The sequence below is a fragment of the Micromonospora sp. NPDC049359 genome, from assembly GCF_044466585.1.
Classification (GTDB): domain Bacteria; phylum Actinomycetota; class Actinomycetes; order Mycobacteriales; family Micromonosporaceae; genus Micromonospora.
This window is the reverse complement of record NZ_JBITMW010000015.1, coordinates 154,237-166,699: the sequence shown is the minus strand read 5'-3', so window position 1 is coordinate 166,699 and position 12,463 is coordinate 154,237. Positions and strand designations below refer to the sequence as shown.

General features: G+C 72.4%; 13 protein-coding genes. 4 read left to right on the top strand and 9 right to left on the bottom strand.

Translation table 11 applies throughout. The features are described 5' to 3' along the window. Positions 1–23 precede the first annotated feature (23 nt). Positions 24–1,274: a DUF222 domain-containing protein gene (locus ACIBTX_RS29035; RefSeq protein ID WP_396833256.1), complete on the top strand. Its 1,251-nt coding sequence runs from the start codon at positions 24–26 to the stop codon at positions 1,272–1,274. 183 nt (positions 1,275–1,457) lie between these two features. Here ACIBTX_RS29035 and ACIBTX_RS29030 read toward each other — a convergent pair whose 3' ends face one another. The 5 genes from ACIBTX_RS29030 to ACIBTX_RS29010 all read right to left on the bottom strand — a co-directional run bounded on the left by ACIBTX_RS29030 (position 1,458) and on the right by ACIBTX_RS29010 (position 5,363). Continuing rightward, complete coding sequence (locus ACIBTX_RS29030) at positions 1,458–1,799, bottom strand: hypothetical protein (protein WP_357173849.1); 342 nt, start codon at positions 1,797–1,799, stop codon at positions 1,458–1,460. Positions 1,800–1,823: 24 nt separating this feature from the next. Further along, the gene (npdG, locus tag ACIBTX_RS29025) at positions 1,824–2,522 is read right to left on the bottom strand and encodes an NADPH-dependent F420 reductase (RefSeq protein WP_357132728.1); all 699 of its coding nucleotides are present in this window, start codon (positions 2,520–2,522) and stop codon (positions 1,824–1,826) included. 89 nt (positions 2,523–2,611) lie between these two features. Beyond that, positions 2,612–4,042, bottom strand: coding sequence for an RNB domain-containing ribonuclease (locus ACIBTX_RS29020; protein ID WP_357173846.1), 1,431 nt, complete (start codon positions 4,040–4,042; stop codon positions 2,612–2,614). A 147-nt stretch (positions 4,043–4,189) separates the two neighbouring features. Then, complete coding sequence (locus tag ACIBTX_RS29015) at positions 4,190–5,077, bottom strand: histone (protein ID WP_357173843.1); 888 nt, start codon at positions 5,075–5,077, stop codon at positions 4,190–4,192. A gap of 82 nt (positions 5,078–5,159) precedes the next feature. After that, positions 5,160–5,363, bottom strand: a complete 204-nt coding sequence (locus tag ACIBTX_RS29010; RefSeq protein ID WP_357132722.1) for a hypothetical protein — start codon at positions 5,361–5,363, stop codon at positions 5,160–5,162. 245 nt (positions 5,364–5,608) lie between these two features. Here ACIBTX_RS29010 and ACIBTX_RS29005 point away from each other — a divergent pair, with 245 nt between their 5' ends. Beyond that, positions 5,609–6,838, top strand: coding sequence for a M48 family metallopeptidase (locus ACIBTX_RS29005; RefSeq protein ID WP_396833255.1), 1,230 nt, complete (start codon positions 5,609–5,611; stop codon positions 6,836–6,838). A gap of 59 nt (positions 6,839–6,897) precedes the next feature. Beyond that, entirely contained in the window at positions 6,898–7,395 is a 498-nt protein-coding gene (locus ACIBTX_RS29000) for an NUDIX domain-containing protein (RefSeq protein ID WP_357132717.1), read from the top strand. A gap of 19 nt (positions 7,396–7,414) precedes the next feature. Here the strand turns inward: ACIBTX_RS29000 and ACIBTX_RS28995 are convergent, their stop codons facing one another. Both ACIBTX_RS28995 and ACIBTX_RS28990 read right to left on the bottom strand, forming a co-directional pair. Then, positions 7,415–8,281 carry a helix-turn-helix domain-containing protein gene (locus ACIBTX_RS28995; RefSeq protein WP_396833254.1) on the bottom strand — a complete coding sequence of 289 codons (867 nt, stop codon included), beginning with the start codon at positions 8,279–8,281 and terminating at the stop codon, positions 7,415–7,417. 118 nt (positions 8,282–8,399) lie between these two features. After that, positions 8,400–9,011: a GNAT family N-acetyltransferase gene (locus tag ACIBTX_RS28990; RefSeq protein ID WP_357173834.1), complete on the bottom strand. Its 612-nt coding sequence runs from the start codon at positions 9,009–9,011 to the stop codon at positions 8,400–8,402. 66 nt (positions 9,012–9,077) lie between these two features. On the opposite strand from ACIBTX_RS28990, the gene ACIBTX_RS28985 reads away from it, so the two are divergent. Beyond that, positions 9,078–9,962, top strand: coding sequence for a transglutaminase domain-containing protein (locus ACIBTX_RS28985; protein WP_357132711.1), 885 nt, complete (start codon positions 9,078–9,080; stop codon positions 9,960–9,962). Here the strand turns inward: ACIBTX_RS28985 and ACIBTX_RS28980 are convergent. Together ACIBTX_RS28980 and ACIBTX_RS28975 are read right to left on the bottom strand one after the other, a co-directional pair. After that, entirely contained in the window at positions 9,949–10,902 is a 954-nt protein-coding gene (locus ACIBTX_RS28980; protein WP_396833253.1) for a redoxin family protein, read from the bottom strand. The two genes, ACIBTX_RS28985 and ACIBTX_RS28980, sit on opposite strands and share 14 nt — an antisense overlap. Further along, a complete protein-coding gene (locus ACIBTX_RS28975; RefSeq protein WP_396833252.1) occupies positions 10,903–12,129 on the bottom strand; it encodes an epoxide hydrolase family protein in 1,227 nt (408 codons plus the stop codon). Positions 12,130–12,463: the final 334 nt, after the last annotated feature.

Sequence of the window (12,463 nt, the reverse complement as noted above, 5' to 3'; positions counted from 1 at the left end):
TACACCTGTTCTAGGTTCGGGGTGTGATCGAAGAGTTGGCGCAGGCGCGGGGCGCGGTGGCGGATGCCGCCGCCGCGCCGGCCTGGGCCCTCGCGGAGCATGACCTGGTGGCTGCGCTCGACGCCGCGCACCGGCTCGAGCAGCAGCTCGCGGCCGTCAAGCTGACCCTCGTGCGCGAGCTGGACGGCCGGGGCACGGCCCTGGCGCAGGGCGCTTCGTCGACGGCGGTCTGGTTGCGCGACCGCCTACGGTTGACAGTTCCCGCGGCCCGCCGGTTGGTCGAGTCCGCTCACGCCCTCGACACGGGCGCTCCCGAGGTCCGCCGGGCGCTGGCCGACGGAGACGTCAGCCTGGAGCAGGCCCGCGTCATCGCCGACACCGTCGACACCGTGCGGGCCGCCGCCGGCACTGACGTCGCCACCAGAGCGATCGGCGTCCTCGTCGACTGGGCCGGCCAGTTCGACCCCACCCTGCTGCGCAGGCTCGCCACCCGCATCCTCGACCACGTCGCACCCGAGGTCGCCGACGCCGCCGCGAAGGCCGCCCTCGACGCCGAAGCCCGCCGAGCCACCCGGGACCGTCACCTCACCCTGTCCGAGCTGACCGACGGCCGGCTGCGGTTGAGCGGCACCCTCGACGCGGAGACCGCCGGCCTGCTCCGCGCCGCCATCGACCCACTGACCGCACCCTCCGGTCAGGACGACCAGCGGTCACCGGGGCAACGGCGGCACGACGCCCTCGGCGACCTCTGCCGACTCGCCCTGCGCACCGGTGAGCTGCCCGAGCACGGCGGCGAGCCGACCCAGCTCGTCGTCACCACCAGCTTCGACGGCCTGGTCCGGCAGCTCGGCACGGGCACCCTCGACGCCGGCTTCGGGCTCACCGCCGAGGCCGTGCGGCGGCTCGCCTGCGACGCGGCGATCCTGCCGGCCGTGCTCGGCAGCGCCGGCCAGCCACTCGACGTCGGCCGCCAGCGCCGACTCGTCACCGGCCCCCTGCGCCGCGCGCTGGTCCTGCGTGACCGAGGCTGCGCCTTTCCCGGCTGCGACCGCCCACCCCGCTGGTGCGACGCCCACCACCTCCGACACTGGGCCGACGGCGGCAACACCAACCTGGCCAACGCGGTGCTGCTCTGCGGCCACCACCACCGCCACCTCCACCATGGCGAGTGGGCCGTCCAGTTGGGCGGCGACGGCCACCCCGAATTCATCCCGCCCGCCTGGCTCGACCCGGAACAGGTCCCCCGCCGCAACCACTACCACCGGCGAACATGACGGCAGCGGGTCAGCCACGCACCCGATGACGGTGCCGTTCGACCTCTCCGATTCGTGGCTGCGCCGCGCGTTCCGGAGCTGGCGAGCGTGCCGTGGGCACGGCCTGCACGGGGCGCGGGGCGGCGAGCAGGGCCTCGGCTTGGCGCCCGGTGTGCCCAGCGGTCGGCCCGTCCCCCGCGCAGGCTAGCTCTCGCGATTGTCGGGCAGATCGAGGTACGCCAGCAGCCGCAGCAGCACGCTGACATGCGAAAGGTCGTGCCACAGCGACACGAAGCCGTCTGGACCACCCCGCCGCAGGAGGCTCGTCAGCTCGGCGACATCGTCGCTGCTCTGCCCGCAGTCGATCTCCAACTCGGGGCGCTGGACCATTCCGAACGCCGCGCCCAGGTCCATGTTCCAGTAGTGGTCGACGCCAAGCTGTGACAGCTGGATCTCCGGACCGAATCGGCTCTCCGCCGCATCCAACAACATCGAGCACGCTCGGCGCAGATCCGCGATCCGCAACACCCCGTCAGCATCGGTCATGCCCCAGGATCCCTCAGGGCACTGTCAGAGGTCGGTGACGCGGATGCCGGCGTGGGCCTTGTAGCGCTTGTTGATGGCGATCAGGTTCGCGGTGAACGCCTCGATCTGGTGGGCGTTGCGCAGCCGACCGGCGTAGATGCCACGCATGCCGGGGATCCGCGCGGCGAGCGCCCCGACGATGTCGACGAGTTCCCGGTCCTCGGTGCAGATCAGCACGTCGAGGTCGATCCGGTCGACCTCGGGGTCGGCCAGCAGTGGTGCGCTCACGTGGTTGAACGCGGCGCAGACGCGGGAGTCGGGCAGCAGCGCGGCAGCCTGCTGGACGGCGCTGCCCTCGGCGACGGTGAGCGCGTACGGACCCTGCTTGTCGAAGCCCAGCGGGTTGACGCAGTCGACGACGATCGTGCCGGCCAACGGCTCCGCCAGGGCGGCGACGGTGGCCGCGTGGCCGTCCCACGGCACCGCGATGATCACCACGTCGCTGCGGCGGGCCACCTCGTCGTTGGCCGCGCCGGTGATCCGCACCTCGGCCGGCATCCGGGGCAGCGCGGCGATCTCGGCGGCGGACTCGGTGGCCCGCTCGGCGGACCGGGAGCCGATCAGCACCGTCTGGCCGGCCCGGGCGAGTCGATAGGCGAGGCCACGGCCCTGGTCGCCGGTGCCGCCGATGATGCCGACCGTCAGCCCGGAAACGTCGGGCAGCGTGCTCGCGTCGTATGCCATGGGCTCATCCTCGCAAACCGCTCGGCGCGCCAGAGTCGCCAGCCACTGTGACAATCCCCGCTGCCCGCGCGACCCGACCGCGCGGCGACTCAGGCCAGCTCGAACAGCACCGTACGGGCCGCCGGGTCGGCGGTGACCAGGCGGACGCGGACCCGTTCGCCGAGCGGAAGTTCACCGAGGCAGCGGCTGCGGACCGGCGGGGCGTCCAGGGCCACGGTTCCGCCGGGCGGCCGCGGCCGGGACTTGCCGTTGGCAGGGGCGTCGACGTCGAGCACCGCCGCGTCGAAGGTCTCCCCCACCCGGTGTTCCAGCAGCACCGCCTCGGCCAGTTCGACCGCGCCCCGGCTGGCCGCCGAGGCGGTGCGGTCGGTGCTGGCCATCACCTCGGGCAGCCGGGGCAGCGCGGCGCGGGCCCAGTCGGGCACCTCCCGGCCCGCGTGCAGGGCCAGGCAGACCTCGGTGGCGTACCGGTCGGCCAGGCGCCGCAACGGCGCCGTGACATGGGCGTACGCGGCCGCGACCCCGCCGTGCTCCGGCTGCTCCGGGCGGCTGCCGTCGAAGGCGGTGTACGCGGCGCCGCGCATCAACTCGGCGGCCTGGTCGATGAACGCGGCGGCACGTGGCTGCGCGGCGTCCAGTCCGGCGATGACCTCGCCGGGGCTCGCGCCGTCCGGCCAGCGCACGCCCAGCGGGGCGGCGGCCGCCCGCAGGCGTTGCACCGCCTCCGGCTTCGGTGGGGGCATCGTCCGCAGCAGGCCGATCCCGCCGGCCAGCATGATGTCGGCGGCGGCCATCCCGGTCAGCAGCGAGATCTGCGCGTTGTGCTCCTCCATGGGCGCCGGCCCGCGCAGCACCAGCCGCCACCCGTCGCCATCGGGCTCCACGTCCTGCTCGGGCAGCGGCAGGTTGATGGCCCCCCGGCGCAGCCCACGGGCGGTCAGCCGGTCGCCGATCTCGGGCAGCAGCGCGATCGGCTCGGGCAGCCGACCGGCGTCGGCCGCCGCCTGCACGCCGGTGTAGTCGAGCTTGGCCCGACTGCGGACCAGGGCGCGCTCCAGCTCGACGGCCACCGTGGCGCCGTCGGCGTCCAGGTCGATGGTCCAGACTACGGCGGCGCGGTCGTCGTCGGGCAGCAGGCTGGCCGCACCCTCGCTGAGCGTCACCGGGTGCAGCGGCACGTTGCCGTCGGGCAGGTAGACCGTCTGCCCGCGCCGCCAGGTCTCCTCCTCCAGCGCGCCGCCCGGCTCGACGTGCGCGGCGACGTCCGCGATCGCGTACCGCACGCGGTAGCCACCTCCCGTCCGGCGGGCCAGGTGCATCGCCTGGTCCAGGTCACGGGAGGTGGCCGGGTCGACGGTGACGAACGGTATGTCGGTGCGGTCGACGGCCGGCCGGGGCGGCGCGGCGGCCGCCGCGTCGGCCTCCCGCTGGGCGGCCGTGGGGAAGCTCTCGGGCAGGCCGAGCTCGCGGCGCAGCGCGCCGAAGTCGATGCGGGGGGCGAGTACGCGTCGGATGACCACGGGTCAATCCTGACAGCGCCGCCGGTGATCCGCTTCCGGTGACCGGCCGAGTCCACGCCGCGCCGCCCGGCCAGCCCAGGGCGACGACCAGCGCCAGCCGGGGCGACCCCGGCCGAGGCGGGGCGGCCAGCCCGGGGACGACCAGCGTCAGCCGGTCGCCCTCCGCGCCGTGGTCCGCGTACCCCGGGGGGCGGTTGCCCGTGCGGCGACCGGCTGCGACGGCGACTTGCGGGCGGTCACCTTGCGGGCCGGCGCCTTGGCGGCGGTGGTCTTCTTCGCCGGGGCCTTCTTCGCCGCCGCCTTACGGGCGGTCGTCGACGACGTGCCGGTCACCTTCGAGGCCGGGGCCTTCTTCGCCGCCGCCTTGCGCGCGCCGCCGGCCGGACGGGTCGCCGTCTTCTTCGCCGCCGTGGTCTTCTTCGCGGGCGCCTTCTTGGCGGGAGCCTTCTTCGCGGCCGTCTTCTTCACCGCCGACGCCTTGGTCGCGACCTTGCGGGCGGGCGCCTTCGTCGCGGCCGTGGTCCTCTTGGCCGCCGAGGCGGTGGTCTTCTTCGCCGCGCTGGTGGTCTTCTTCGCCGCGCTCGTCGCCTTGGTCGCGGTGCCGCTCTTGCGCGCCGTGGCTGCCGGGCTCCGCTTCGCGGCGGTGGCCGTCCCGCGGGCGGACGCGGTCTTCGCGGGCGCCTTCCTGGCCGCCGCCGTGTTCTTGGCCGCCGTGGTCCTGGCCGTGGTCGCGGTCTTCTTCGCGGGCGCCTTCTTGGCCGCCGTGGTCCTCTTGGCCGCCGCCGTGGTCTTCGTCGTCTTCGTCGCCGTTGCCTTCTTGGCGGGGGCCTTCTTCGCCGCGGTGGTCGTCTTCGTCGCCGGGGCACGCCCCGCGCCGCCGGCCGCCTTGCGGGCCGGCGCCTTCGCCGCGCCCGTGGTGGACTTGCGCACGGGGGTGGTCCGGCTCGCCGACGTGCCACGCTCCGCCGCGGCGGTCTTCTTCGCGGTGGTCTTGCGGGCGGCCGGGCGGGTGGTGGCCTGCTGTGTAACGGCCATCGTGGTTCCCTCCTTGGGGACGTGCTCTCGCGTGCGTCCTCGCGGAGCACGAACTACCGCGACGCGGGCCGTCCCGCGCCGTCTACCTGTCCTCCCCGGCCCAACGCGCGTCCTCGGCCTCCCACGCCTCATTCCGCTCCTGCACTCGCTGCAGGGCGTTCTCCGCGTCGGCCGCCGAGTCGTACGGGCCGAGGACGTGCTTCGCCGGACACACGTCGGCGTCCGTCTCGACCCGGTGGTGTCGGGTGCACCAGTAGAACTGCCCACTACGTTCGCTGTCGCTCATGGGAAACACTGTGCACCGCGAACCGGTTGCCCGCCACCGGATCACGCAAGTCGCCTAACCCTCTCCACAGTAGAGACGCTTACCGCACCGCGGGCGAAAACGCCGAAAGAAGTGCAGGTGGGGGCGTTGGAAGGCGCGGGAACACCGGTGGCCGAACGGTCGATTCCCCGGCACGACGCTCCGGGGCAGGATTCGTGGCCGTGATCAACACGGTGACGGGCGCGGGGGCGTGCCCGCGATGCGGAATGACCACCGCGTCGCTGAGGGACGCGGCGCCGTGGTGCCCCGGCTGCGAGTGGAACCTGGAGGCGTACGACCCCGGGCGGCGCGAGCGCGAGTTCGGCTGGACCTGGGTCGACCGGTGGACCCACCGGTTGGCGTTTCAGGCGACCGGGCAGCAGTTCCGCCAGTTGCTGGGCCGTCCGCTCGGCGACGGCGGGTCGAGTGCGGCACGGATGCTGACCGCGGTGGTGTCCCTGCTGCTGATCGCGGCCGTACTCGCCCTCGCGGTCGTCGGCGGTTGGCTGATCGTGGCGTTCCCCTTTCCCAACCTGGCGATCGTGCTGGGTGTGGCGATGGTCGCCCTGGCGGTCGCCCTGCGGCCCCGCTTCGGCCTAGTCGACCCGGATCTGGAGGTCCTGTCCCGCGACCGTGCGCCCGAGCTGTTCGGGCTGATCGACGAGGTGGCCGCGGCGATCGGCGCGCCGGTGCCGGACGTGGTCGGCGTCGACAACGCCATCAACGCGTACGCGGGCGCGGTCGGGGTGCGACGCCGCCGGGTGTTGGCGCTCGGGCTGCCACTGTGGGGCTCGCTGCCCGCCGGTGAACGGGTGGCGCTGCTCGGGCACGAACTCGGCCACTTCGTCAACGGCGACCCACGTCGGGGTCTGCTCACCCAACCCGCGTTCACCACGCTCGCCTCGGCCGCCGACCTGTTCCGGCCGGTGCAGACCACCGTCGGGGCCGGGCTGCTGGAGATGGTGGGTGACGCGCTGGGCCGCGCGTTCCAGTGGGTGGTGTCCCGGGTGCTGTTCGGCGCGCACCTCGTGCTGGTGAGCGTGGCGCTGCGGGACAGCCAGCGCGCCGAGTACCTCGCCGACGACCTGGCCGCCCGGGTCGCCGGCACGACGGCCGCCACCGATCTGCTCGACGCCCTGCTGGCCGGCGAGTCGATGGCGTTGGCGGTACGTGTCCACGCACGAGCGGGGCACGGCCCGGACCGTTGGCGGTCGGCGTTCGCCGAGGCCCGCGCGGCGAACAGTCACCGGCTGCCGCTGCTGCGCCAACTGTCGGTCCGTGACGAGGCCTCGCTCTTCGCCGCCCACCCGCCGCTCGGGCTGCGTCGCCAACTGCTCGCCGGACGGCCGTGGCAGGACCCGTCGGTGGTGCTCACCCCCGCCCGGCTGGAGCGCATCGACGCCGAGCTGACCGCGGAGTACAAGCGCTTTCGTCGTACCGTCGAATGGTCGGGCTGAGCACGACGCGACCTCGATGGGACGGCGGTGGCCGCCGACGCGCGGCCTATGATCGCCCGATGGCGGTACCGGACTACATCGTGCGGATGCGAAAGCACGTCGGCCACGACCTGCTGTGGCTGCCCAGCGTCAGCGCGGTCATCCGCAACGACGCCGGTGAGCTGCTGCTCGGCCAACGCTCGGACGACGGGCGGTGGTCGGTGATCAGCGGCTTCGTCGAGCCGGGCGAGCAGCCGGCCACCGCGCTGGTCCGGGAGGTGCGGGAGGAGACCGGCCTGGACGTGACGCCGCTGCGCCTGACCAGTGCCGTCTCCCACCCGCACACCTACCCCAACGGCGACCGCTGCGAATACCTCAACCTGGGCTTCGTCTGCCAGGTGGTGTCCGGCACCGCGCGGGTCAACGACGACGAGTCGCTGGACGTGCGGTGGTTCGCGCTGGACCGGCTGCCCGAGTTGGACCGGCACGCGCTGCTGGTCATCGCCTACGCGTTGCGCGACAACCCGTCGGCCGGCTATCTACCGCCGGGCACCACCTGGGACGACGTACCCGACTGAGCCTCCGGCCGCGACGTCCTCAGACCGCGACCCGTTCGACGGGGATCCACAGCTCCGCGTCCGCCGTGCTCCCGTCCGCGGACACCCGCACCCGGGAGATCTCCGGTCCGGGCCGGCTGCGGTACGGGTTCGACGGGAACCACTGGGTGAACACGTCCCGCCACAGGAACTGCACCGCCTGCGGGAACGCGCCGGAGGTGGTGAACACCGCCCACGACCCGGCCGCCACCGGCAGCGCGTCCAGGTCGTCCGGTGGCGTGGCCCCGGTGACGGCCCCATGCCAGTAGTCCAGCTCGCTCCCCTCGGCCCGGGTGTCGGCCAGGTTGTCGCTGACGTTGACGATCCCGGCCGGCTCCTGGTCGGAGAGCGCCTCGATCCGGGCGGTCGTCTCCTTGTCGATGCTCCTGACGAACGCGACGATCGACGGGTTCATCCCCTCGTGCACCAGCGGAACCCGGGCCTTACGCCCCACCAGCGCGAACGCGTCCTTGGTGACGATTCGGTACTCCATGCTGCCGCTCCCTTCCACGGTGAGTCGGAAGGACATCCGGGGCTGGGAACGCAACGCCGCCCCCGTACGCCGGGCATCTCCGGGCCCCACGCCGTGCACGGCGTGGAACGCACGGGCGAACGCCTCGGCCGAGCCGTAGCCGTAGCGCACCGCGATGTCGAGCAGCGTCCGCTCCCCGGCCAGCACGTGCGCGCCGGCGACGGTGAGCCGACGGCGGCGGACGTACTCCGACAGCGGCATGCCGGCCAGCGCGGAGAACAGCCGCCGGAAGTGGTACTCCGACGTGAGCGCGATCCGCGCCAGGTCGGTCACCTCGATCTGCTGGTCGAGGTGCCGCTCGATGTGCGCCATGGCCTCGTTGAGCCGCTCCAGCACCCGGGCCTCCTTCCCTTACGAGCAGCAACGCTAGGCGGCGGGCCAGGTGGTCCACCCGACATCCGGTGCCCGCATCGGTCGGGCCGCGGTCCGGGGTTGAACCGCCAACCGGGACATCTCAGCGGGGCGGCTGCTGCATGATCCAGGTGGGCACCGGCTCCGACAGGGTGCCCACCACCTCCCAGCCGGCCCGGCGGTACAGGTCGACGTTGCCCGGGTTGCTGGTCTCCAGGATCGCCGGCAGTCCGTCGGCGGCGGCACGGGCCAGCCCGGCCCGCATGACGGCGCGGCCCCAGCCGCGTCCGGCGCTGTCGGGGTGGGTGCCCAGGACACCGAGATACCAGAACGGGTATGTCGGCAGTGCGGCGTGCACGGTGTGGTCGTAGCCCTGCACCCGGGCCAGCACGTCGGCCGGGTAGGAACCTTCCTTCGGCGACCTGTGCACGGCTGCCGGCCCGGCAGTCCGCACGTCGGCCGGCCCGGCAGTCGGTTGCTTGGCCGGCGGCTCCCAGATGGCGACGGACGCACCGCCACCTGTCGTCCAGATCGACGACAGGTGCACCCGCTTGTCGAAGAGGTCCCCGAAGAAGGTGGCGGCGTGGCGCGGGTAGGTCTCCTCGTCGGGGAACAGGAACCGCAGGATGGGATCCTTGACGAACGCGGCGACCAGTGAACCGACCACCGCATCGCGGTCGGCTGGGGTGGCGATGGTGATCTCGGGCGCTGTCACAGCAGTCGACACTAGCCGGGAAAAGCGCCTTGACCCTGACACGGTGGCAGGACGAAGACTCGCCTCATGGACGTCGACAGCTACCGACAGCACTCCCCGTACAGCGACCCGGGCCGGCATGCCGCACTGCTCGACGCCGTGCCCGCCGACATCGCCACCGTGGCGGCGACCGCCCGCAACCTGATAGTCCACTACCGCGCCGGCGGCGTCGAGTTGCCCGGCGACCGGCTGGAGGAGGTGAACAGCCGCTGGGTGGAGCGCATTCTCGACACCGACCAGTCCCGCTTCGCCCTGCCCCTGCGCACCGAGCGCCCGGCCGTCGACCGGGTGGCCGGCTGCTGCCGGGACCACACGCTGCTCTCGGTCGCGCTGCTGCGTCAACACGGCGTCCCGAGCCGCAGCCGGGTCGGCTTCGCCTCCTATTTCACGCCCGACTGGCACCACGATCACGTGCTGGTGGAGTACTGGAACGGCCACCGCTGGGTCTGGGCCGACCCGGAGGCCGACCCGGCCGGCGACCGGCGGTTCGACGGCTACGACATCGATCCGACGGCGGGGCTCTTCGATTCGGCGGCGCGGGTCTGGTCGGCGTACCGGGCCGGAACGATCGATCCCGACGTCTACGGCGTGGCCCCCGACCTGCCGGTCCACGGCGCCTGGTTCATCTACGACTACCTCCTGCACGAGCTGGCCCATCGGCAGAAGGACGAGCTGCTGCTGTGGGACAGCTTCGGCGCGATGACCGACGACCTCGCCGACGCCGACCTCACGCTCGCCGACGAGATCGCCGCGCTGCTGCTCAAGGCCGACGACGGCGACGAGGCCGCGGAAAAGGCGCTCGCCGACCGGTACGCCACCGACAGCCGTCTGCGTCCCGGCGCTCAGGTGCGCAGCTTCTCACCGGTCTCCGGCACGGTGAGCACTGTCGATCTGCGCGTCAGCCGAAGGTGAAGGCGTACGCCTCGGCGCCGGGTTCGCCGAACGTGACCTCCAGGGTCCGCTCGCGGACCGCGCCGTCCTGGCGGACGAGCTGGTAGAGGCGGCCGTCCTCCAGCACGCCGTTGCCGGCCTCGTCGACGTCGACGCCGTGGGACGGGCCGGGGGCCTCGCCGTCGAGGAGCACCCGGAACGGGACCGGCCGTCCCGTTCCGGGGGCCAGCACGAGATGCGCGTCGCGGGCGTGGAACCGGACGGCGATGCTGGCGCCGGCTCGACCGACCGCGACGTTCTCCGACCCGATCGTCCACTCGCCCGACAGGGCCCACTGGTTGAGTGCCAGGCTCTCGGGGAGGTCGTAGGCGCGGCGTTCGTCGAGTGCGGGGCCGTTCGGCGACGCGAAGTGTTCGCCGCGACTGAACCCGAGGTACGTCTCGGGCGTCCGCAGACTGTCCCAGTCGGCCGCCGCCTCCGGGCCGATCCCGGCGACGGGTACGAGGTCCCGCTCGACACCGAGCAGACGCTGGATGGTCCGCTCGGACTGCTCGTAGCGACCCTCACCGAAGTGCTCGTCGCTGAGCACGCCGTCGGTGTCGACGAAGTAGAGCGCCGGCCAGTACTGGTTGGCGAAGGCGCGCCAGATCGCGTAGTCGCTGTCGACCGCGACCGGGTAGTCGATGTCGCGGGCCGCCACCGCGGCGCGTACCCAATCCACCTGATGCTCGAAGCCGAACTCCGGCGTGTGCACCCCGACGACGACCAGGCCGTCGTTGCGGTACGCCCGCGACCAGGCCCGGACGTACGGCTCCTGGCGCAGCCAGTTGATGCAGGTCAGCGTCCAGAAGTTCACGAGTACGACGCGTCCGCGCAGCTCGGCGGGGCCGAGCGGCTCGGAGTTGAGCCACTCGACCGCCCCGCCGAGCGGCGGCAGGTGCACCCGACCGAACGCGGCCATCTACCGCAGCGACCGGAAGGCGGTCCGCAGCTCCTCGGAGAAGATCTTCGGCTGCTCCCACGCCGCGAAGTGCCCACCGACGTCGAGCTTGTTGTAGTAGATGAGGTTCGGGTACGCCTGCTCCGCCCAGCTCTGCGGGGCCTCGTACAGCTCGTCGGGGAAGACGCTCACCGCGACGGGGACGTTGACGCCCTTGGTGGCGAAGAACGAGAGCTTGTTCTCCGCGTAGAGGCGGGACGCGGAGACCGCGGTGTTCGTCAACCAGTAGAGCGAGATGTTGTCCAGGATGTCGTCGCGGGTCAGGCCCGCCTGGGCGCCCTCGAAGACCTTCGCGATCAGGGCGAGGCTCTTCGCGTCGTGGTCGAGCAGGAACGACGCCAGGCCCACCGGGGAGTCCGCCAGGGCGGTCAGCGTCTGCGGGCGCGTCGCCATCATCAGGGCGTACGCGACGTGTTTCCAGACGTAGTCCAACTCGGTGGTCGCGCGCATCTCGTCGTCGGACAGGCCCGAGGGCAGCGACCCCATGGCGTTGTTCGCTCCGGTGGTGTCGCCCTGGAACAGCAGGTCGATCTCGGGCGGGACCGCGCCGGGCATGTTGGTGTGGATCCCGAGCAGCTCCGGCGGGGCCTGCACGCCCATCTGGTCCACGACGACCGCTCCCCAGTCGCCGCCCTGGGCGACGAACCGGTCGTACCCGAGGCGCTTCATCAGCTCGGTCCAGGCGGTGGCGATCTTCTGCGGGTTCCAGCCCGTCGCGGTGGGCTTGCCCGAGAAGCCGTGGCCGGGCAGGGACGGGATCACCAGGTGGAAGGCGTCCGACGCGCTCGCGCCGTGGGCCGTCGGGTCGGTCAACGGCTCGATGATCTTCATCTGCTCGATCACCGACCCGGGCCACCCGTGCGTGACGATGAGCGGGAGCGCGTCCTCGTGCTTCGAGCGCACGTGGATGAAGTGGATGTCCACCCCGTCGATGGTGGTCATGAACTGCGGTACGGCATTCAGCCGTGACTCGACCTTGCGCCAGTCGTACTCGTTTTCCCAGTAACGCGCGACGGCCTGGATGGTCGCGAGTGGCACGCCCTGCGACTGGTCGTCGACGATTTCCTTCTCCGGCCAACGGGTGGCGGCGATCCGCCGTTTCAGGTCGTCGAGGTCCGCCTGGGGAATTTCCACCGTGAATGGCCGGATCTCCGTGGTGCCGGGCCGCGTCTTCGTCTTGACCGCCATGCTCTCGTCCTCTCTGTCACCAGTTCACGCCTCGCGAGGGGAATCATGGGGTGAGGGCACTACCCGGATGTGTGCGCCAATTCGAGAAAGGCACGCCGCCCCCTGTCTCGGAGCCTAGAACGCTGCACCTCGCGGTCGTGGCGATACGAGCAGTCACGCGGTCGGCGGAGATTTCCTAGCGGGTGTCAAAGTCCTCGGTCGAGCCGAGGGCCTTGACCCACGCCCTGGGTCCGGTTTCATAAGGCGGTCGGGCCGAGGCGGAGTCCGGGCGGCGATCCGGCAAGGCGCGGTGGTGTCCGGATAACGGTGTTGTATCCGGACACCACCGCAACGC